Origin of the sequence: uncultured Bacteroides sp. (genome assembly GCF_902472605.1) — a bacterium.
GTDB lineage: Bacteria > Bacteroidota > Bacteroidia > Bacteroidales > Bacteroidaceae > Phocaeicola.
The window spans coordinates 1-21,020 of sequence record NZ_CABROP010000048.1; the positions used below are offsets into that span (position 1 = coordinate 1).

The 21,020-nt window shown below is 44.8% G+C and carries 17 protein-coding genes; 11 read left to right on the forward strand and 6 right to left on the reverse strand.

Annotated elements, in window-relative coordinates; all coding sequences use genetic code 11:
* The first annotated feature begins 315 nt into the window (after positions 1-315).
* From RDP42_RS10675 to RDP42_RS10700, 6 genes are all read left to right on the forward strand, one after another.
* Positions 316-645 carry a hypothetical protein gene (locus RDP42_RS10675; RefSeq protein WP_308763664.1) on the forward strand — a complete coding sequence of 110 codons (330 nt, stop codon included), beginning with the start codon at positions 316-318 and terminating at the stop codon, positions 643-645.
* A 23-nt stretch (positions 646-668) separates the two neighbouring features.
* Positions 669-1,553 carry a DUF4377 domain-containing protein gene (locus tag RDP42_RS10680; protein ID WP_308763665.1) on the forward strand — a complete coding sequence of 295 codons (885 nt, stop codon included), beginning with the start codon at positions 669-671 and terminating at the stop codon, positions 1,551-1,553.
* A gap of 166 nt (positions 1,554-1,719) precedes the next feature.
* Positions 1,720-2,286, forward strand: coding sequence for a DUF4840 domain-containing protein (locus RDP42_RS10685; protein ID WP_308763666.1), 567 nt, complete (start codon positions 1,720-1,722; stop codon positions 2,284-2,286).
* Positions 2,287-2,720: 434 nt separating this feature from the next.
* On the forward strand, positions 2,721-3,182 hold the full coding sequence (locus tag RDP42_RS10690; RefSeq protein WP_308763667.1) for a GNAT family N-acetyltransferase: 462 nt from the start codon (positions 2,721-2,723) through the stop codon (positions 3,180-3,182).
* Positions 3,183-3,274: 92 nt separating this feature from the next.
* The gene (locus RDP42_RS10695; protein ID WP_308763668.1) at positions 3,275-3,997 is read left to right on the forward strand and encodes a hypothetical protein; all 723 of its coding nucleotides are present in this window, start codon (positions 3,275-3,277) and stop codon (positions 3,995-3,997) included.
* A 133-nt stretch (positions 3,998-4,130) separates the two neighbouring features.
* Positions 4,131-6,455 (forward strand): outer membrane beta-barrel family protein, encoded by a 2,325-nt coding sequence (locus RDP42_RS10700; protein ID WP_308763669.1) that lies wholly within the window; start codon positions 4,131-4,133, stop codon positions 6,453-6,455.
* 426 nt (positions 6,456-6,881) lie between these two features.
* Here the strand turns inward: RDP42_RS10700 and RDP42_RS10705 are convergent, their stop codons facing one another.
* The 4 genes from RDP42_RS10705 to RDP42_RS10720 form a co-directional block, all read right to left on the reverse strand.
* A complete protein-coding gene (locus RDP42_RS10705; RefSeq protein WP_308763670.1) occupies positions 6,882-7,757 on the reverse strand; it encodes a copper resistance protein NlpE N-terminal domain-containing protein in 876 nt (291 codons plus the stop codon).
* 381 nt (positions 7,758-8,138) lie between these two features.
* Positions 8,139-8,762, reverse strand: a complete 624-nt coding sequence (locus RDP42_RS10710; RefSeq protein WP_308763671.1) for a TetR/AcrR family transcriptional regulator — start codon at positions 8,760-8,762, stop codon at positions 8,139-8,141.
* Positions 8,763-8,767: 5 nt separating this feature from the next.
* Positions 8,768-12,964, reverse strand: coding sequence for an acyl-CoA dehydratase activase (locus RDP42_RS10715; RefSeq protein WP_308763672.1), 4,197 nt, complete (start codon positions 12,962-12,964; stop codon positions 8,768-8,770).
* A 330-nt stretch (positions 12,965-13,294) separates the two neighbouring features.
* A complete protein-coding gene (locus RDP42_RS10720) occupies positions 13,295-14,158 on the reverse strand; it encodes an AraC family transcriptional regulator (protein WP_308763673.1) in 864 nt (287 codons plus the stop codon).
* A 117-nt stretch (positions 14,159-14,275) separates the two neighbouring features.
* Here RDP42_RS10720 and RDP42_RS10725 point away from each other — a divergent pair, with 117 nt between their 5' ends.
* The gene (locus RDP42_RS10725) at positions 14,276-15,091 is read left to right on the forward strand and encodes an SDR family oxidoreductase (RefSeq protein WP_308763674.1); all 816 of its coding nucleotides are present in this window, start codon (positions 14,276-14,278) and stop codon (positions 15,089-15,091) included.
* Between the two features lie 20 nt (positions 15,092-15,111).
* Positions 15,112-16,293, forward strand: coding sequence for a mannonate dehydratase (uxuA, locus tag RDP42_RS10730; protein WP_308763675.1), 1,182 nt, complete (start codon positions 15,112-15,114; stop codon positions 16,291-16,293).
* 2 nt (positions 16,294-16,295) lie between these two features.
* Here the strand turns inward: uxuA and RDP42_RS10735 are convergent, their stop codons facing one another.
* Complete coding sequence (locus RDP42_RS10735) at positions 16,296-17,132, reverse strand: helix-turn-helix domain-containing protein (RefSeq protein ID WP_308763676.1); 837 nt, start codon at positions 17,130-17,132, stop codon at positions 16,296-16,298.
* Positions 17,133-17,275: 143 nt separating this feature from the next.
* On the opposite strand from RDP42_RS10735, the gene RDP42_RS10740 reads away from it, so the two are divergent.
* Entirely contained in the window at positions 17,276-18,469 is a 1,194-nt protein-coding gene (locus RDP42_RS10740) for a multidrug effflux MFS transporter (protein ID WP_308763680.1), read from the forward strand.
* Between the two features lie 19 nt (positions 18,470-18,488).
* On the opposite strand, the gene RDP42_RS10745 is transcribed toward RDP42_RS10740, so the two are convergent.
* Complete coding sequence (locus RDP42_RS10745) at positions 18,489-19,358, reverse strand: Fic family protein (protein ID WP_308763677.1); 870 nt, start codon at positions 19,356-19,358, stop codon at positions 18,489-18,491.
* Positions 19,359-19,507: 149 nt separating this feature from the next.
* Here RDP42_RS10745 and RDP42_RS10750 point away from each other — a divergent pair, with 149 nt between their 5' ends.
* Positions 19,508-19,768: a hypothetical protein gene (locus tag RDP42_RS10750; protein ID WP_308763678.1), complete on the forward strand. Its 261-nt coding sequence runs from the start codon at positions 19,508-19,510 to the stop codon at positions 19,766-19,768.
* 26 nt (positions 19,769-19,794) lie between these two features.
* On the forward strand, positions 19,795-20,574 hold the full coding sequence (locus RDP42_RS10755; protein WP_308763679.1) for a Cof-type HAD-IIB family hydrolase: 780 nt from the start codon (positions 19,795-19,797) through the stop codon (positions 20,572-20,574).
* The last annotated feature ends 446 nt before the right edge of the window (positions 20,575-21,020 follow it).

Sequence of the window (21,020 nt, forward strand, 5' to 3'; positions counted from 1 at the left end):
GGAAGCCAAAAGAAGATTATAACACACGGAGTAACCTGAAAAGCCATAAGTGAGTAGGGAATAATATAAAACCCGTTGGTGGAATTGAAATATGAGTGGTGTGGTTATGTTTAGTTAGTATAGTATTAGTGGATGATAGAAAACAATGATACCATTAATGGCTATTTGCAAAGTTTTCTTGCAGAGTGAATGATAGAATATGGTTTTGTTTGCAACTCTCAAATTAGTTTGAGAGTTGTGCCGGTTTGGGTTTGTATATTTGTAGAAATGTATATTGGAAGAAAGTATGAAAAAATAATTTATAATCAGAATAATATGAAATTGAAAACAATTACTTTGCTGTTTTTCAGTGTTATATTTGTTAGTTGTGCTTCTTTGTTAGGGGTGCAAAATAGTAAATATATTTCAGAAAAGATTGAGATAGGAATGAACAAGAAGGATTTCTTGAAACTTTTTGGAGAGCCATACGCAAAGGAAATGATAACAGACAGATATAATCGTCCTGTTGAACGGATGCTATATCAGGAAAGCCTTTACGACCAAGAATGGTATACCTTGACAACAGCTTTTGTTTTTCAAGATGGAAAACTGGTAAGTCAAGAGGTTGTAAGTAAACAATATATCAATAGAAAAGGGAACAAATAACTTAAATATTAAATGAAGATTTTATGAGAACAAAGATTTTATTTGGAATACTAATGCTGTTCTTGTTTACATTTACCTTTATCAGTTGTGACAAAGAAGATGAGGAAGGTGCAAAAGTAACCGATTACCAAGAGTATGAGCTCACAGTGGCTTCAAAAAAAATATTGGGCATGATATTCAGTGAAGGCAAAAATTATTTCAGGAAAGTTTATGCCGTCAAAAAAAATAATGCTCAAGACTGGGAATCATTCTCCTCTATTCAAGACTTCAACTACGAAGAGGGTTATGAATATCACATAAAAATAAGCGAAACGACGTATTTGGATTATCGCAAGGGCGACCCTTCATGGACGGAATACAAACTGCTCGAACTAATCTCAAAAGAGAAGCACGATTCAGAAGGACTGCCGGATAACTTTTTGTCGAGCGATTATAACTGTTTGAATGCAGAGTTTCGTTATGTTATTGAAGCAGATGAAAAGGATGAAGTGGAGAAAAGATTGATGAATAATAGTCTTCTTTTCATGTGCAAGCAATTTGTATTCAATAAAGAGTTTACAGAATTTGCTATGCTCAATGAGGATAGTGAATATCTTGTGTTAGCCGACGGTAAGCTAAAGAGGGAAACGAATGACAATGAAAATTTCCCCGATAGCTATAAACTGATACCATTAGAAGGTCAAGTGGCAGCCACAGAGCAATGGACTTTCATTTGCGATTTCATCACACATAAAGCTGCTCTGACGATGGATGCTTTTATCGTAGACCTTCCAGAAAGTACAGGAAATAGCGGAGACATGCGTTCCCAAATCTGGCTATATCGGGATATGACACAGTATGCGCAAGAGGCATTTCCCGAAGCTGGAGTAAAAACGGCTGTGGTTTCTTATACTGTTGGTCTCAACTAAAACAAGACTTCTGGCTGTGTTACTTGTCGGTGGTATCATTGGAGTATAAAGAAGAATATTTGTAAGGAGTAATCAAACCGGAAACTTTGTCGGGTACGTAATGAACAAAAACAATAGGGAAAATAAAAGAAAATACAGAACTATAAACTTCTAAAATCAAGGCAATATGAAAACAAAGAACTTATTCGGAATACTAGTATTATTTCTTGGTGTGCTTAGCCTTACAAGTTGCAACAAAGACGAAGAGGTTTTTTCTAGTGAAGCGATACAACAGATGCTGTTCGACCTGAAAGGAACTTATCATGGCACTGTACAAGTAGCCTATTATCAAGGTTCTAATATAACTGAATTGCAGAATGCAGTAGCTGTTTCACGCGATTCACTTCGGTTCAATATGGCATTACAGCCCCTATCGGAGTTGATTTCAGACAAAAACTTGTCGGACCGTTTGCGTGAGATAGGCGAAGTATCTGTCGTTGCCGGATATGAATTTTTACAATGGGATTCTGGTTCCATTAGTTTCGTATTGTATCCAAAAGATGTCAATATTTTAGGTGAACACGATACGTCTACTGACATTCGGATTGTGTTTTCCATGAACTATGGAGGTGATGCAGTGACTTATATGAACTTTATGATGTTCAATATGTCACCTTTGGAGTTATGGGTAGACGGAAAGAAATACGATGACTTTCCTCGCCTTGTTTATCATTTTAAAGGAGAATATGAATAAAACAAACAATAGTGAAAAGTCACGTAAATACATAACTATAAATTTCAAAACCAATTTTCAATTTAAACTAAAGACTTGTACATCAATATCTTTATATTACTATGGGTGGTAAGCTTTTCTATCATATCAGCAAAGCATCACATAAGGTCCAAAGATATTGTTCAATATATCAGGTCATTGTTTTATAATAGGTTAAAATACTTATCAAGAAAGATATACGTTGAAAAGATGTTCTGAGATTCTGCAAAATATTACGTTTAAAGAGTGGCTTCTTACTTGAATATGCCCCCCACTTATCTCAGCCTAATTCTCAAACTAGTTTGAGAATTGTGCTGGTTTGGGTTTGTACATTTGCAGAAAATATGGTCTACTTAGATAAAAGGCTTTCCCGTTTTTGGAGTGAATTATTTTACAAATAATAAATACCTAAAATTATGAAACGGTTGATTTTCTCATGTCTTGGACTTTTTATAAGGAAGCTGGCAACAGCAGAATATAATAACGCTGCAAATCTCTCATATCAGGTTTACATGGAGTGTGGAAATAATGATTTAACCCAAGCAGGAATTGAAGCTTTCAAGCGTTTTATATATGATATTTCGCTGATGGCTGAACTTGATATATATGGAGCTTTTGATAATGAGAGGTTAATAGGCATTATTGGTATCCACAGAGAAAAGCAACATATATCGCTTTTTTTTGTGCAGAAGCAATACCATCGGCAAGGGATAGGAAACTCTCTTTTTAACTATATGATGGAATATTACAAATTTACCAGGATATCGGTCAATTCCTCAACGTATGCTGTCCCCTTCTATCAATCCTTGGGATTTAAGGTTGTGGGAGATAAAGAGTGTAATAAAGGGATAGTAAGTGTTCCAATGGTTAAAGATTGATGGTCTGATAATTATGGGTATGGATTGCCTGGTTACAGAATTCAATTTGTATGTATTGTTTTGTTATTTAAAACCTCAAATTAAGTTTAGTCATGAAGAAGCTATTATTAAGTTTTGCATTTGTGTTTGCATTGGTGGGTTGCAAGAAAGAATTTGATGAAGAAAAGATTATTATGCCGTTAACCTATGAACAAGAGGCTGCGGTTATAAATAATTACACCACAATTGATACGGTAAATAATTGTTATTCAGTTATAATAACTGATGAAATAATGCTAGATCACAATTTAACGGAAAAGAATGTGATACGTGCTTTAAAAGGCATAGAGTCCATTAATAAAAATATAGAGGAGGACATTAAAGACGGTAAAGTGGTAACACTTACATTGAATAATATGCATGGCTTCAAATCATTCACTGCCAATATTGACAAGTCGCAAATAAAGTTCTTGGACTTGTACGTTCCCGAATCGGAATTAAAAAGAACAGAACGTGCGTATGCAGGAAAGATGTCTTTTGCGTATGGAAATTGGTTTGAGTATAGCAAGAGTTTTGAGGCCACTGAGGAGGTGAGCAGTGATTTTTGCGTTACATCTTGTGATGGATATTGGAGCACAGCCATAGTTTGTGAGACGGGTTCCTCTTCATACGGACCTGCTTTTACAATTTATGGAAATAGCAATACGGCGGGTTGTATAAAGCGATATTGGTGGTTTACAGATACTAAGGATACCTCATGTCATTGGACCTTTAGAGCACAAAAGCCTGTGGGAGGTAATGCCAAAGGCTATTTCAACATTTCGGACACCTATTAATTGGGTGTGCACGAGGCATTGAGAATATCGTTTGATATAAAACGGAGAAGAAGGAAGTGGATTCTTCACGCTTCGGAAGGTAATGTATTTTGAACTACAGTTTTTGACTGAATTTATTGTATAAACTTGACTAATGAAAAAACTATTTTTAGCTATAATAGCCTGTTGGGTTTTGCTGCCGGCTTACAGCCAGTATGTTGTAAAAGGAAAAATCATGGACCCAGAAAATGCAGTGATGCCGATGGTAAATGTGGCCTTTTTGAATCAGATGGACAGTACCCTTGTCAGCGGAGCGGTATCCGATTCTTGCGGGATATACAGCACATCGCTTGCGGAGGGAAATTATATTATCCGTTATTCTTATCTGGGTTACAAAACACTGTATAAGAAAATGCAGGTCAATGCCGAGCGTACGCTGCCGGTGGTTCGGATGGAAGCTTCACAGACCACGCTGAAAGAAGTGGAAGTCACCGCGTATCGGAAGCCATTCAAACTGGACCGTGACGGGCTGTTGGCCGATGTGGAGAATACCATTCTTGCCAAACAAACCAACTTGAACGACCTGCTCTGCAAGATTCCGGGGATACAGCAAAGAGGAAACTCCGTTGAAGTGATTGGGAAAGGAAGTCCTGTCTATTACATCAACGGCAGGGAAGTGATGGACCAGACCGAACTGGATAATCTGTCTGTCGATGAAATTCGTTCCGTGAAACTGATTATGAATCCGAGCATACGATACAATTCGGAGCAGCGTGCCGTCATCGAAATAAAGACCAAACGGTTGGGGGATGGATTGGCTTTCAATGTAAGGGGTAATCTGCAGCAGGGAAACCACTTCAAACAGAACTATCTCATAAATGGCAGTTACAATTACAAGAACTGGGACTTCTTTTTCTCTTACAATTACAACCGGGGAAAAAACAATTCGGCACTTGACACTTACCAGCAGACGCAAAGTGACACTGTCTGGAACCAAACTCAGCTGAGCGCAAAACAGATTTTTAATGAAAGCCATACCTATATGGGAGGGGTTTCCTATCATTTCTCACCCGAGTCGGAAATCGGATTGAAGTACGTGGGCAAGCACAGTCAAAACAGTACCTTTTCCGATGACACCCTTTCCATGATACCGGACCGGGGAATCTCCACGTTCATGAAGAACCATAGGGACGTATCCGGAAAATCAATCAGTCACCACCTCAATCTGTATTACGTGAACGACTGGAAAAATGGTTGGAAAATAAATACCTACGGTGACTATATCCGTAAAACGGACCAAGGCAACGGCTATATCCGTGAATGGGAAAGTGGACGTTCGGAAACTTCATTGAATTATTATAATAAAGCTGTGTGGGACTTGTTCGCTGCCAAGCTTCGCCTCTCGTATGATACCGAGAAAGCGGGAACCATCAGTTTCGGTTATGATTTCAGTCATACAAGCGGAACGAATTACATCGAAAATGTACGCGCCCTGAATAATGGAAGGACAAAAAATATGGAACTGAAGAATTCGCTTTTTCTGGCATACGATTTCTCCTGGAAAAATCTTTCGATGGGGGCTGGGTTCCGTTATGAATATCTTCGCAGTGATTTAAAGGAAACTTATACCGGAAAGCATCAGAATCAGAACTATCATAATTTTCTGCCTTCCGTTTCACTCAATTATAACACGCAGAACCTACAGCAGTCATTCAGTTACTCCATTCATACAGAACGACCTCCTTTTGGCGAGATGAACGACAATGCCGTCTATACCGACCGTTTCACCTATCGGAAAGGAAACCTATATCTGAAACAGGCAATAACCCATGACTTGAACTATATGCTGTTTTACAAGTTCCTACTTATAAACTTGAATTATAACAATATACATCATCCCTTAATATGGGCATTTTACAGTATGCCGGGAAACTCGGCTGTGACAGTAAACAGCATGGATAATTTTGATAAAATGCATAATCTGACAGGTATGGTAAATATACAATATCCAGTGAAGTGGTGGATGCCTTCGCTTACGCTGACTTGTATGAAGACTTTCTTCAGTTATCCGGGGCCGAACGAAAGTGTCCTAAAAGCCGGCCGCCCGCTGTTGATGCTGAACTTCAACAACAGTTTCACGCTTCCATCCGGATTCCTGTTGTCTGCTGATTTTAGTTATGGTTCCAAAGGATATTATCAGTTATATGAAGCGAAGAGTTACACCTCCTTCAACCTGAGTTTGAAGAAGTCGTTCTTGAAAGACAAACTTCAACTTTCGTTGGATGCTTACGACATTTTCAACAAGAACAATACGCGTGCTTCAGCCCGTCTGCATGATATTATCATGAACACTGTCGGAAAGGAAGAAACCCGAAAAGTCGGTTTCACGATTACTTATCGCTTCCGCACGGAAAAGAAGATGAAGAATCAGAGTGCGGCCGAGACGGAAATGTCGCGGTTGAATATGGATAATCAGTAAAGATTGCAGAATGAAAAGTCTGTAAATTCAGTTTGATTTATCAATGTGCCCCGTCCGGTATTATCCACCGAACTCAACAAGATGGAATAGGAGGGACTTATCAGAAGAAAGAGAATGATTATATTGAGCTGAATCTGAAGATAATTAAGGGAATTGTATGACTGTTGGATTTTACTTCAAAGAGGCCATTTCATTTTTGAAACGACCTCTTTTAGAATTACATAGTCGTGATGTAACTCACGTATTGTACTTTAAATCATATAATAGTCAATCGGTTTCTTTTCCCCAAAGCTCAATATCGGTTCGAGCCTTACGGATAGAAATGAAGGTAAAAGTCCAACTGATAATAGCTATTATCAGGTATCCCAATAGAATAGATGCCATAGTGATTTTTTTCTTTAAGTATTTTGATGGTCGTTTCCCGTCTTATTCTTGTTCCAGATATTGGTATTTTTTATGATGGATAACAAGTGTGGCACGCTGGTCATTGTGAAGTTGCCATTCCGTTTCTCCGTCTGTATAGGTGGCGGTTTTGGCGGATGCTTCTGTCTGAGTAAGCGTGTAACAATGAGGAAGTGTAGGATGTAATAGTTTTACAAAAGCCTGTTGGTCGTCATTGTAATAGATGACGTTCAAGAAAGTCGGTGCCTCTTCCTCGTTTTTTTCTCCTGCCAAATGGTAGATACAGTTTGTGGGACTGAGCTGTGTAAATGTATAGGCTGCCGTATCATTTCTGAAGATAAACTCTTGAAAGGATGAAAGTTGTGGAACAGGTTGTGAAAGTTTGATGTGCTGTTCCGGGTCGACATACTCGTCTACTGAGTCATTATGCAGATTCAATTTCAGTTGGTATGTGTTGTTCCTAAAATGGAATTCTGCATATTTCTTGTCTTTCTGACTGTATAGTTTGATGAGGGCGTCTTCTCCACTTTGGTCTTCTTTTAATGACTGCGAGACATATATTTCCGGCAGTTCGGTTCGGTCCGAGATTTTTTTTAATGTCGTATGTTGGCCTTGCAACTCATGGGAGAGAGGTGTGAATTGCATCTGATTGTCCAGATGGAGCTGTTTTCCTTTCTGTTCGATGTTTCCACGGGTGACGAATGTCTCTGGTTCTGCAATGTATTTTTCGAGCAATTCATACTGGTCGCCGTTGATGGCCAGCATGACATAGATTCCCGGACAGTCTGCAGCAGGAAGTATGCCCTCATAGATTCCATCGTTTGTATGAGGAGCTTGGCATGACCATAGCAGAAAGGATAGGCTCCCTATGGCTAAGGGAAAGATGTGATTTTTTTTCATAAGGTGGTTTAAATGTATAGTTATTGTATTAATGTGTTTATCAAGAAAGTTCTTTGATAGAAATAAGATGTGATGCCTTTAGGAGTGAGGGTATCAGATTAAATCCTATAGGACAGTGGTCTCTTGAGAAGAGGGGACAGGTGTGATTCTTTTCGTATGTTTTTATCGTTTATTAATTAGTTGTTTAGTTGTTTGTTTAATGCAATAGAAACAAATAAAAACAGGAAAGGTTCATGAAAGGGTTAAGAGATTACTTTTTTATCAACGAACGTGACAGTAGACTGTCTGAGGGGGAGCACCGCCCTCTGGTTCCGGGTATTGTATGAAGAAAAAATTCCTCTCCTTCAGGTGGATGAGAAGCCTTGGAAGGAGAGGAGCTTTTTATTCAGGAAGACAGAGCAGACTGACCATTTGGCGGACGATGTAAGGTTTCCATTCCGTCAGCAGGTCTTCAAATTCTTCATGGTCCTGCATCATGGTCTGTGTGAGCAAGTCTTTGGAGAGGAAAGGAAATACCAGGGCACTATAAAATGTGCAGAATACTACGCGCAGGGGTACCTGGCGCAGTCTGCCACTGTCCATTTCGGCTTGTAGTTCCTCTTTCAATTCTTCAAAGAAATGCGAGACGGATTGGTGGTGGAAAGCCGAAAAGATGGAGTTCATGTCTCGGTGCAGCTCCCTGAGAATGAACAGAGGCAGATAAGGATTCTGCTGTAGTATCTGGTAGTATACGTCAATTATCTGCCCGATGCGTTCGGCAAAGGGCAGGTCTTTCTGGCACAGGATTTCCTGAAACTGTGGCACGAGCGTTTGGACAATCGCTCCGAAGACTGCATGAAACATTTTATCTTTGGTCCGGAAGTAATAATGCAGTCCCGGACGGTTGATGCCTACCCGTTCGGCAATCTCACTCATGCTCGTGTCGGAGTACCCTTTTTCCATGAACACGGATTTGGCCGTTTCCAGTATCCTGTTTTCTAGGCTGAGGCTCTTTTCGTCAGACATGGCATTTACTGTTTTAAATGGTCAATAAACAACAGCAGGCGGTTGGTGACATTCACGTCGCTGACCCCGCTGTCAAAATCCAAGGAAAGGATGTGGAGCTCGGGGTAGAATTGCTTGATACGTTTTTCTATTCCTTTCGATACGATGTGGTTGGCAATGCAGCCAAAAGGTTGCAGGCTTACTACATTGTTGATTCCCTGACGGGCATACGACATGATTTCGGCCGGAAGCAGCCAGCCTTCGCCGAACTGCGCATTCAGAGAAATGACCTTCTGGGCTTCTTCTGCCTCTTCAAAGATGTCTTTGAAGGGTACGAAGTAGCGGAATTCTTTTCCAATTCGGTTGGCTTTTTCAATCTGTTTCTTGATCAGCAGATAGGCCGACTTGTAGACGAATGCGGGAAGCGTTCCTTTCTGGATGTGCGATTCCACCCGGACTTTCCGGTTGACAAAGTTCTGCATGAAGAAATCGGCCAGTACGGAAGGTACCACCTCAATGCCTTGTTCGGTCAGCCATTCAATGATGTTCTTTTGGGCGAAAGGATTGAATTTCAGGAAGATTTCTCCGACTACGCCTACTTTGGGACACTCCATGTCGCGGGAGATGGCATTGAATTCTGCGGCAGCCTGCGCCATCAGTCGCCACAATTCCTTGCTCCGGCTGGCCAGTATCAGACTTTCGGCCTGTTTCAGGTATTTCTCCCGAAGCTGTTTGGCCTGTCCGGGTTCTTTCTCACGTACGGCAGCCGCATAATAGAATTTGGCGATGCAGTCGCTGAAGAGAATACTGCGGAGAGCTACCGGCAAGATCTTCATCCAGTTCATCTTGAAACCGGGCTGTCCGTTTTCCATCGAACGGCCGAAGGTCAATGAAATGACCGGAGTAGACGGATAGCCTGCTTCTTCGAGTGCTTTTTGGATAAGCGGCAGGTAGTTGCTGGCACGGCATTGTCCGCCGGTCTGGGTCATGGCGACGATGGTTTGCTCCGGATTGTATTTTCCACTCTTGAAGGCTTTGATGACATCTCCCACAATCAGGGTGGCCGGATAGCAGACTTCGTTGTTGGCGTATTTCAGTCCCCATTCGCACGATTCCGTGTTGCTGAGTGCCAGGTTCTCCGTGTCGTATCCGGCCAGGTGCATGATGGCAGGAATCAATGGAGAAATGAACGGCGTGAAGAACGGCAACAGGATTTTCTTATGGCGCAGGTCGTCTTCGCTGACTTGGGGAGCCGCAGGTGCAGGTATTTCCTTTTTGGCTACCTCGGCTTCGTGAAAGAGTTTCATGCTTTCCGTCAGCGAACGGATGCGGAGCTTCATGGAACCCACGTTGCTGATGTCGTCCAGTTTGAGGAGGGTAAATGTCTTTCCTTTTCGGAACAGAATGTCACGCACTTCGTCGGTGAGGAAGGCATCAGGTCCGCAGCCGAATGAGGTCATCTCGATGAACTGCACTTCCGAATCTTGTTCGGCGCACCATTGTGCGGCTTTCAGGATCCGGTTGGGGTATGACCATTGGGCCAGGAAGTGCACGTGCGGCGTGGTTTCCGGCAGGTTGCGTACGATGTCGTCGGTAATGACATCGATGCCCATGTCGGCCAGTACATCGGAAATCTTGTGCTGGATCAGCATGTCGGTATGGTAGGGGCGTCCGGCCAGCAGTACGACCATGTGGTGCTGTTCCCGGGCTTTTTCCCATAGTTGCATATTGTAGTCGGCCAGCGACCTTTGGAAATCTTCTTCTTCTTTTTCAGCCAGTTCAAAGGCTCTCCGGATGCGTGATTCTTCCACGCCCAGCCCTTTCAGGTACTGTACACATTGTTTGTAGAGCAGGTCTCTGTCCTTGAAAGAAATGGACGGAGAATCGATGGGGATTCCCTGGCTCTGCACACTCTTGATGACTTCGGCATAGCCGGTGACCACCGGGCAGTTGTAACTGTTCTGTTCGTGGCCTTTTTTCTCGAAAATGACGAACGGCATGAAAATGCGGTCCACCTTCTCCTCAATGAGATGCTGGATGTGGGCATGTACCAGTTTGGCCGGGAAGCAGATGTTGTCGGACATCACCATCCGGGCATTCTGTTCATAGTCTTTGAAGTCCGATTTCCCGGAGAGCAGTACCCGTATGCCGCATTGGGTGAACAGAGTGTGCCAGAAAGGAAAATCTTCGTACATGTTCAGGCTGCGGGGGATACCGATGGTCATTCGGGGATTCTCCACCTCCTGTTGGGCGCGTTGGAACAGCTGGTCGTTCTTGAAATGATAGGCGTTTTCGCCGGGAATTTCCCGAGAACCGTTGGTGAATACTTTTTCGCATCGGTTGCCGGAATAATAGTCTTTTCCGTTGTCGAAGCGGTAGCGGAACACCTGACACTGGTTGTCGCATCCCTTACAGTGCAGGGTGTGGGTGGTATAGTGAGCTTTCGCGAGAATATCCTCCAGCGAAAGCGTGGTCTGACAATGTTTGCGGGCGTACAAGGCACATCCGAAAGCCCCCATCAGTTCTGGCTCGTCGCATCGGATGACTTCCGTACCGGTCAGCAGTTCCAGGGCGCGTACGACGGCATCGTTGCGCATGGTACCTCCCTGCACGACGATGTGACGTCCCAGTTCGGAGGCATCTTTCAGCTTCAGTACCTTGTAAAGGCAGTTCTTCATCACGGAGTAGGCCAGACCGGCAGCGATGTCGTCCACGGTGGCACCTTCCCGGAGTACCTGCTTCACTTTCGAGTTCATAAACACCGTACAGCGGGAACCCAAGTCACAAGGGTGGGTAGCCCGGCAGGCGGTCTGGGCAAACTCCTGTGCCGAATAGCCTAAGGTGCGGGCAAAGGTCTCAATGAAAGAACCGCATCCTGAAGAGCAGGCTTCGTTGATTTCAATCCGGTCGATGATGCCTTGGTGAACGAAGATAGCCTTCATGTCTTGTCCGCCGATGTCGAGAATGAACGAGACTTGTGGGTCGAGGTAATGAGCTGCCACATAGTGGGCAATGGTTTCCACGATGCCGGAATCCAGCTGGAAGGCCGCTTTGATCAGGTCTTCTCCGTAGCCTGTAGAACAGCTCCCTTTGATGCAGAGCGTCGTATGGTGCGTTTCGCACAAGGCTTTCAGTTGGTTCAGTCCCTCGGCTACGGTCTCGATGGCATGTCCACCGTTCGGTTGATAATAGGTAAACAGTATCTCGTCGTCCGGATTCGTCACCACAATCTTGGTGGTGGTAGATCCGGAGTCGATGCCGATGTATACATCCTGTGTGCCCGGTTTCCAGGTCGCCTTTTTCATTTGATGCGTGGAGATGCGCTTTTCCCATTGTTGGTATTCTTCCGGGCTGGTGAAAATAGGAGCCAGTTCTTGTGACTGCCGGTTAGACAGTCCGGGAGCCTGCAATTTTTCAATCAGTTTGGAAAGTGGTTCCGACGGATCTTTCTCGGTGCGCGACAAGGCGGCGCCTAAAGCAGGGAGCAGGGTACCGTTTTCGGGCAGAATGACTTCTTCCTCTTTCAGGTGCAAGTATTCCATGAAGGCTTTCCGCAAGGCCGGAATGAAAGTCAGCGGACCTCCGCAGAAGAGTACCGGTGCCTTGATGTCATATCCGTGTGCCAAGGTAACCACTGTCTGCACGGTCACGGCATGGAAGATAGAAGCGGCAATGTCTTCGCGGCTTACGTTCTTGGCCACCAAGTTCTGGATGTCTGTCTTACAGAACACCCCGCAACGGGAGGCGATGGGATACACATGGGTAGCTTTCAAGGCCAGTCGGTTGAGTTCATCCACGTCTGTACCCAAAATGACCGCCATTTGGTCAATGAAGGCTCCGGTACCTCCGGCGCAGTTTCCGTTCATGCGCAGGTCAGCTGGTTCTCCGTGGGTGAAGAACACGATTTTGGCATCCTCTCCTCCGATGTCAATCATGGAAGTGACTTCCGGATAATGTTGCTGGATGGCTTTTGTGGCGGCCACTACTTCCTGTATAAAGGGAATTGCATACTGTTCGGACATACCCATTCCCACCGAACCGGTGATGCAGAGGCATACATCGATGTCTCCTTTTTCTTGCAGCAGTTCCTGGAGAATGCTTGTCACAATTTCTTTTGCCTTTGCGTGATGTCGCTTGTATCTGGAAAAGATGAGGTCTCCTCTTTCGTCAAGGACGGTTACTTTGACCGTAGTCGACCCCATGTCAATACCTATTTTAAACATATATGGAATTTTACACTATTGTCAAACACAAAAGTAGACAAGCTCATTTAATTGGACGTGGGATAATGAAATAAATTAACATAAATTATTTCATGTGTGAAAGGAGAATTTGGGCGTGATGGAAGGCATGCCGAGTGAAGGGTAAAAAACGCCTTTGCGTTTGTGAGAAAACGCAAGTACATTTTAACCCAAACGCACTTGCGTTTGAAGTCAAACGTACTTACGTTTTAGATGAAACGCACTTGCGTTTTACTTGAAACGTCAGGGCGTTTTTGGAATGAATTTCCTCTTTGTGAATGTGATAATTGTATGTGGCTGATATATAGCTGTTTATGGAATTTTCTTCCGGTAGGCGGTCGGACTCATACCCATGTGATTCTTGAAACAACGGTTGAAGTGAGTAATTGACTCAAATCCACATTCCAGGCTGATTTCTGCGATGTTCCACCGTTCGTTCAACAGCAGTTTGCAGGCATAGCCTATCCGCATGTCTGTGATATGTTGCGTGAAAGTCTTTCCCGTATTTTCTTTAAAGAACCGGCAGAAGGCTGTCGTATTCATGGCCGCATAAGAAGCTACGTCTTCTAATTTGAGAGGCTGGGTGTAATGCGTGTTGAGGAAAGCGATGACTTTTTCTATTTTCCGACCGTGGAGGTGGGAAGAAATCGGGTTGTAGGCTGGAGATGAAATCAGTTTGCCGGTGGGCAGACGGGTCAGTGCATCCAGCAGTTGCAGGAAGGCAATGATTTGTCCGGCTCCTTGTTTCTCCGGGATACATTTGAGCATTTGTGCAATGTCTGGGAAATCGGTGAGGGTAAACAGCCATCCCCTTTGCGATTCTTCTAACAGACGGTTGATAGCCTGAAACTGGCCGTAGTGGGAGAATGCGTATTGCATGAAGTCTTTTTCGAACTGGATAATCACTCCGTTCACTCTCAGCTCCTCCTGTTGGCTATATTCCGGCGGGTTTTCTACGTAGTGGGGGAGGTTGGAACCCAGTAGAAAAAGAGACTGGTCTGTAAAATTCGTCATTCCGTCTCCGATTGCTCCTTGTCCATATCCTTTTTCTACATAGATGATTTCAAATTCCCCGTGGAAGTGCCAGGGATACGTGAAACATTTGTAGTTGTAGAACCGTGCTTTCAGCGGCAGGGTGTCTGAAATATCCAGTTGTTCGTTGAGTATCTTTTTCATGTAAGTGAAGAATGAACAGAAATAATGGCAAATCTACGTAAATAATCTGCAAAAATCGGTCAACTTTCGTGTGTATTTCTCTTCTAACTTTGGAGCATACAAAAAAATAGAAAAGTGATGGAAAATTTGTTTGATGTATCCGGACGCGTGGCAGTGGTGACAGGCGGGTCTGGAGTCTTGGGAAGTAATATATCTGAAGGTTTGCTGAAAGCCGGAGCGAAAGTGGCTGTCATCGGGGCCCATCCCGATCACGTGGAAAAAGTGGTGGAACGATTACGGCAGACGGGCGGTGAAGTGGAAGGCTTTACCTGCAATGTACTCGATATGGACAGCTTACGGAAAGTGAAGGATGAGGTGCTGGCACAATGGGGAAGAGTGGATATCCTGGTCAATGCGGCAGGAGGAAACATTCCCGGCGGTACGCTGACCGAAAGCCAGCATGTGTTTGACATGAAAGTGGAGGATTTGAATAAAGTGCTTGATTTGAACCTGAACGGCACAGTATATCCCTGTCTGGTGTTTGGGGAAGTGATGGCGGCGCAGAAAAGCGGAAGCATTGTCAATGTATCTTCCATGGCAGCCTGTGAAGCTATTACCCGGGTGCCGGGCTATTCCATGGCCAAGAGTGCGGTGGAGAACTTCACCCGTTGGATGGCCCAGGAGATGGCGCTCAAGTTCAGCGAGAAGATTCGGGTCAATGCCATTGCCCCCGGTTTCTTTATCGGCAACCAGAACCGGGCCGTGCTGATTAATCCGGATGGTTCACTCACGGAACGCAGCCGGAAGGTCATTGCCAAAACTCCGATGCGACGCTTTGGGGATATTTCGGAACTTAACGGAGCCGTACAGTTCTTATGCAGCGAAGCGGCCAGTTTCATTACGGGCGTGACATTGCCGGTAGATGGCGGATTCAGTTCATTCAGTGGGGTTTAAAATCAGTCGGAGGGAAAAAGATGGAAAAGACTTGGAGATGGTTTGGAAAGAAGGACCCTATCACGCTTTCCATGCTTCGTCAGATAGGAGTGGAAGGGATTGTCACGGCCCTGCATGAGGTACCCAACGGGGAAATCTGGACGGTGGAAGCCATCCAGGACCTGAAAGCCTACATTGAGTCATACGGATTGCGTTGGTCGGTAGTGGAAAGTCTGCCGGTATGTGAGGCCATCAAATACGGCGGTCCGCAACGGGAAGCTTTGATTGAAAACTATAAGGTCAGCTTGGCCAACTTGGGAAAATGTGGGGTGAAGACGGTGTGTTATAATTTCATGCCGGTGATCGACTGGATACGCACGGACCTTCATTATGCACTGCCCGATGGAAGTACTTCTCTTTATTTCAGCCGGCTACGGTTTGCTTATTTCGATTTGAAGATTCTGCAGCGGGAAGGAGCGGAGAAAGACTATTCACCGGAAGAGTTACAGCAGGTAGACGAACTGGACCGGCATATCACGGAGGCAGAAAAAGCCGAACTGATTGATACGATTATTGTCAAGACCCAGGGATTCATTGACGGGAACATTCAGGAAGGAGAGCAATATCCGGTCCGTAAGTTCCGGGAGTTGTTGGCTTTATATAAAGGTATAGACCGGCAGCAGTTGAGAGAAAACCTGCGTACGTTTCTGGAGGCAGTGATGCCCGTATGCGATGCCTACGGAGTGAACTTGTGCATTCATCCCGATGACCCTCCTTTTCAGGTGCTGGGGTTGCCTCGCATTGTGACGGACGGAGCCGACATTGAGTGGCTGTTGCAGGCAGTAGACAATCCGCATAACGGGTTGACCTTCTGTGCCGGTTCCTTGAGTTCGGGCAGTCAGAACGACACGCGTGAACTGGCCCGCCGTTTTGCCCGAAGAACGCACTTTGTGCATTTGCGCAGTACGGAAATTTTGCCGGGAGGTGATTTCAGGGAGACTTCCCATCTGACGGGAAGAGGGCATCTGCTCGACCTGATTCGTATTTTTGAAAAGGAAAATTCCGGATTACCCATGCGGGTGGACCATGGTCGCACGATGTTGGGAGATGAAAAGGAAGGATATAACCCCGGCTATTCTTTTCATGGCCGTATGCTGGCGCTGGCACAGGTGGAAGGCATGATGGCTGTCGTCCGAGAGGAACAAACCAGGGGGCTCTGCTGATTTTATCTTTGTTTTTGGGCACGGAATTCTTTCGGTGAAAGTCCGGTGTTCTTTTTAAAGAAACGGCTCAGGTAGGAAGAGTCGGGAAAATGGCAGAGCGAGGCGATTTCGGCAATGGACAGTGCCGGGTTGTTGAGTAAGACCTTCAGCTCGGCGGTCAGCTGTTCGTCAATGAGTTCCTTGGGTGTTTTTCCGTCGGAATGCAACCAGGTAATTTCGTTCAGGTAGCGAGGGGAGATGCACAGTTGTTCGGCGTAGAACGATACCTGGTGCATCTGGGCAGCATGTTCGTGAACCAGGTGCATGAATTTATGAAATAGCAGTTGCTTTCGGGTGTATGATTCGGTGGCCGATACATACGTGTCGGGGATGGCACTGAAAATCCACATCAGCATGCTTTGCAGGAAATTCAGTTCCAGTCGTTCACTGAATGCGGAAGCCGGACGTGTGAAGAGCAGTTGGGCCATGTCAATCCACAGGCTGACATTCTTCCAGCTTTCCGCTCCGTGGTCGTACTGGGGAAATTCTCGCATGTAGTTAAAATAGGTAGTGTCGAGCGAGACAGCGGCCTGAAGGAATACTTTCTTGGGGTAAAGCAGCAGGCGGACATGGAAATCGTCCGAAGCTTCCATCAGTTGCATGATGCTTCCTCCCCAGAAAATAAGTTCCGACCTTTCCTGAAGATGAAACTGCTGGGCTCCTGTAGAGAGAATGCACGTTCCGCAAGTACATAATATCTGTACTCCACAGTTGAAGTGGAGGGGAGAAGGTCGGAGAAAATCCAGGTTTCCTTCGTCGTAGTGGATTCCGTTGAGGGATGATAACAGAGAAATATCCATGTGAAGGTGCTTTTATGAAACAAAAATAGACTTTTTTCTCGGAATAAAATTCATTTTGTGCGGTTTTTGAAAAGTTTTGTGCGGCAAAAGGTATGATATGGCCTTTGGATAATTACTAATTTTGCAGCGTTTTAAAGACAAGCATTATGACAAGAAAAAATTCGCAATTGTTTATTCTCGTATTTTTAGGGGTCCTGACGGCTTTCGGGCCTTTTGTGACCGACATGTATTTGCCTACTTTACCTGCCATGACAGGCTTTTTTCATACCACTTCCTCACAGGTGCAGCTGGGCCTTACTGCCAGCATGATTGGACTGGCTGTGGGACAGCTTTTCTTCGGACCGCTCAGCGACAAGTATGGTCGTCGTCGTCCGCTGATTATCGCCATGTGCCTGTTTTTGTTAGCTACTTTGGGGTGTCTGTATTCCCGTACCATCATGCAGTTCGTGGGGTGGCGGTTGATTCAGGGAATGGCGGGTGCCGGAGGTATTGTCATTTCCCGTTCTATCGCAGCCGATAAATATTCCGGTCGGGAACTTGCCAAGATGCTGGCCATTATCGGAGCCATCAACGGAGTAGCTCCGGTAGCCGCTCCGATTGCCGGAGGCAGTATGGCCGACAGTGTCGGTTGGCACGGTATTTTCTGGGTATTGTTTGGGCTGGGTATTTTACTACTGGCTGGGAGCTTGCATTTTACTGATTCCTTGCCGGTTGCTCGTCGGCAGAATGCACGTTGGAGCGATGTCTATAAGAGTTTCCTCACCGTCATTCAGAACCGTCGGTATGTGTGTTACATTTTCCAGTTTGGCTTTGCCCAAGGAGTGTTGTTTGCCAACATCTCTTCTGCTCCCTTTATCATGCAGCAGCATTATGGCTTTTCTCCTTTGATGTTCAGCCTTTGTTTTGGCATCAATGCCATTGCCATTGTAATTTCTGCGGCTGCATCGGTTAAGTTTGCCCACTCGGAACAAGCGTTGTACCGAGGAAGTGTGGGAATGGTCATTGCCTCTTTCTTCCTCTGCATTGCGCTTTGTGCCAATTGTCCTTTCTGGGTTTACGAGGTCTTGTTGCTTTGTCTGCTTTCCATGCTGGGATTGACTTTCACCGCCTCCAACACGTTGGCAATGGATAGTGAACGGGAAAATGCCGGTATGGCTTCTGCTTTACTTGGAGCGCTGGGCTTTGCTTTTGGCGGTATCGTCTCTCCATTGGTGGGACTGGGCAATATCATGGTGTCCACCGGGATTATGTTTTTTGTCGGTTCTGTCTGTGCGTTGGTGTGTACACGTATTGCACTTCGCCGGGCTTTCTCATTGGCACAGTATTACCGGAGATAATCTGTCGGCATTTCCTCCCTCAAGCGAACGAGGGAGGAGGAGTGGACAGAAAACGGATCGTCTGCTGGGCGGCCTCTTTCAAGGTTTGGAGGAAGAATCTCACCCAAGATTCATACGTACCGCTTTCGTGTACTTTCTGTAACTCGGTGTAGTATCGGGTGCCGTATTTCCCCAAGGTATAAGAAAATATGAGGGCCGGTTTCTGGATGACTTTGTGGTCGAACAGAAAGAGAAGGTTGAGCAACCGGCCTGTCCGTCCGTTGGCATCGATGAAAGGATGGATGGCCTCAAATTGGTAATGAATGAGGGACGCTCGTATGAGAAGGTGCAGATTCGATTCTTCGTGAATGAATTTCTCAAGTTCGGAAAAGGCTTCGGTCATGTCTTCTTCGGTGGGGGGCACGAAAAGGGCGTTTTTCAGGTTGCATCCTTCCGGTCCTATCCATACGGGTGAGTTACGGAATTCTCCCGGATATTTCTTTTCATACAAGGCACTTTGGCACATCAGGTAATGTGCATTCTTGAGCAGACGTCCGCAGAGAGGCAGTGTTTCCAGACTGTCTAAAGCATAGAGAGAGGCTTTTGTCAGATGCCGGATTTCTTCCTGTTCCTCTTCATTCCAGTGGGAAGAGAAGGACGGGATACCAAATGGGAAAAAGTATTTCCCGGCAGAGAGCATCCACGAAGCTTCAGCTTCTTTTCGGAGGATTCTTTGTATCTCTTCCTCTTCCAGTTTACCGATAGCTTGATTCAATTGGTCAATGGCTTCCTGAGCCTCATTGACGAAAGGGGTAAGCAATTCCTCTTCCACGTGGATGGTGGAAAGAGGAGCGGGAATAAAAGAGGTGTATTGGGCGGTTCCCTGTAGTTTCTTGCGATAAGTTCCCATGGTATAAATGATTGAATTTTCTACAAAGATACCTTTCCTCTTGTATAACACCCGTGAATAAGTACTTAAAATGACCGAAAAAGAAGATGACAACATGGTTGTAAGGTTTTATGCTTATCTTTACCGCTCACTTAACAGGAGGTTGTGTCATGGAAAAGATTCACGTTTACATTAAAAATAGGGTTTGCCTCCGTTACATCTATACGGTGGCGGAAGTGTTTCAAGAAAACGGTGTTTCTTCCTTGAAAGTAGAATTAGGCATTGTGACATTGCCCCAGCATTTGCCTCCTGCCCAGTGGCGCGAGATACAGGTTTGTCTGGAACATTATGGCTTTAACGTGATTGACGACAAACGTATGCGTATTGTCGAGCAAATCTGGGTAGGAAAGAGTGCTCCACTGCATAGTTGAAATTGATTTAGTGAAAAATATAAAGTATGATTAAAGCATTGTTTTTTGACATCGACGGCACTTTGGTCAGCTTTCAGACCCATCGGATACCTGATTCTACGATACAGGCCATCCGGCAGGCAAAGGAACAGGGCATCAAAGTGTTCATCTCTACCGGGCGTCCGTTCTCCCTCATCAATAATCTTCAGGAAATCAGTGAGCTAATAGACGGATATATCACAGTGAATGGCGCATATTGTTTTATTGGCGAGCAGGTGATATCCTGTAGTCCGATTCCGGAAGAAGATGTGCGCACCCTTATCCAGAAGGCCGATGAGATGAACTTCGCCTGCATGGTGGTAGGGGAGAAAGACTTGATAATGTACAACAGCAATGAGAAAGTGGATTACATTTTTCGGCAGATGCTGAACGTGCAGGGTATGAAGGAAAGCCGTTCGCTCGATACTTTGTGGGCATATCCCGTTCTCCAGTTGACGCCGGTCATTTCGGAAGAAGAGGAACGTCAAATCATGCCGTTGCTTCCTCATTGCACCTCCAGTCGCTGGTATCCTGATTTTGCCGATATTACGGCCCAAGGGACGGATAAAAGCAAGGGACTGAGAGCCTTCATGGATTTCTTGGGATTGAAAAAGGAAGAAACGATGGCCTTTGGCGACGGAGGTAACGACATCCCCATTGTCCGTGAAGCAGGAATCGGTGTAGCTATGGGTAATGCGAATGAGTCGTTGAAGGCTGTAGCAGATTATGTGACTGCCAGTGTGGATGAAGAGGGCATCCGCAAAGCTTTGGAGCATTGGGTATTTTAATTTTTGCATTAGAATCCTTTGATATGCTCTGTCTTTTGTGTATTAGATAAATGAATCGAATTTTGCGACCACTTTTGAAAAAATGGAAAAATGGTCGCAAATTGGTCGCAAAATATCCTCTTTTCAGCCCATTTTCAAGGATAATCAGCCACTTCTTAACCTTAGAAAAACAAGCCTGATTCAAGCGATATTCCGCTTCAATTTCAGCATCTATTCACAACGATTTATAAGAAGCACAACAGATGAAAAGTGATGGAGATTTATCATTTCTTCATGCAGTACGGATAAAATAAAAGAGGCTGTCTCAAATTGAAATATAATTTGAGATGGCCTTTTTTGTGTCTGTAAAAAAAAATCGGGCAAGCCCCAACTTCGCTCAGTCAGGACTTGCCCGTCTCCCTAATTTTTTGTATCTTAGGGAATCAAGCAATATATCCCAAAGATAA

Bases quoted from the DNA above. Each gene is read 5' to 3' on its own strand.
- RDP42_RS10675 (WP_308763664.1), top strand. From the start codon at position 316: ATGAAATTGAAAACAATTACTTTGCTGTTTTTCAGTGTTATATTTGTT.
- RDP42_RS10680 (WP_308763665.1), top strand. From the start codon at position 669: ATGAGAACAAAGATTTTATTTGGAATACTAATGCTGTTCTTGTTTACA.
- RDP42_RS10685 (WP_308763666.1), top strand. From the start codon at position 1,720: ATGAAAACAAAGAACTTATTCGGAATACTAGTATTATTTCTTGGTGTG.
- RDP42_RS10690 (WP_308763667.1), top strand. From the start codon at position 2,721: ATGAAACGGTTGATTTTCTCATGTCTTGGACTTTTTATAAGGAAGCTG.
- RDP42_RS10695 (WP_308763668.1), top strand. From the start codon at position 3,275: ATGAAGAAGCTATTATTAAGTTTTGCATTTGTGTTTGCATTGGTGGGT.
- RDP42_RS10700 (WP_308763669.1), top strand. From the start codon at position 4,131: ATGAAAAAACTATTTTTAGCTATAATAGCCTGTTGGGTTTTGCTGCCG.
- RDP42_RS10705 (WP_308763670.1), bottom strand. From the start codon at position 7,757: ATGAAAAAAAATCACATCTTTCCCTTAGCCATAGGGAGCCTATCCTTT.
- RDP42_RS10710 (WP_308763671.1), bottom strand. From the start codon at position 8,762: ATGTCTGACGAAAAGAGCCTCAGCCTAGAAAACAGGATACTGGAAACG.
- RDP42_RS10715 (WP_308763672.1), bottom strand. From the start codon at position 12,964: ATGTTTAAAATAGGTATTGACATGGGGTCGACTACGGTCAAAGTAACC.
- RDP42_RS10720 (WP_308763673.1), bottom strand. From the start codon at position 14,158: ATGAAAAAGATACTCAACGAACAACTGGATATTTCAGACACCCTGCCG.
- RDP42_RS10725 (WP_308763674.1), top strand. From the start codon at position 14,276: ATGGAAAATTTGTTTGATGTATCCGGACGCGTGGCAGTGGTGACAGGC.
- uxuA (WP_308763675.1), top strand. From the start codon at position 15,112: ATGGAAAAGACTTGGAGATGGTTTGGAAAGAAGGACCCTATCACGCTT.
- RDP42_RS10735 (WP_308763676.1), bottom strand. From the start codon at position 17,132: ATGGATATTTCTCTGTTATCATCCCTCAACGGAATCCACTACGACGAA.
- RDP42_RS10745 (WP_308763677.1), bottom strand. From the start codon at position 19,358: ATGGGAACTTATCGCAAGAAACTACAGGGAACCGCCCAATACACCTCT.
- RDP42_RS10750 (WP_308763678.1), top strand. From the start codon at position 19,508: ATGGAAAAGATTCACGTTTACATTAAAAATAGGGTTTGCCTCCGTTAC.
- RDP42_RS10755 (WP_308763679.1), top strand. From the start codon at position 19,795: ATGATTAAAGCATTGTTTTTTGACATCGACGGCACTTTGGTCAGCTTT.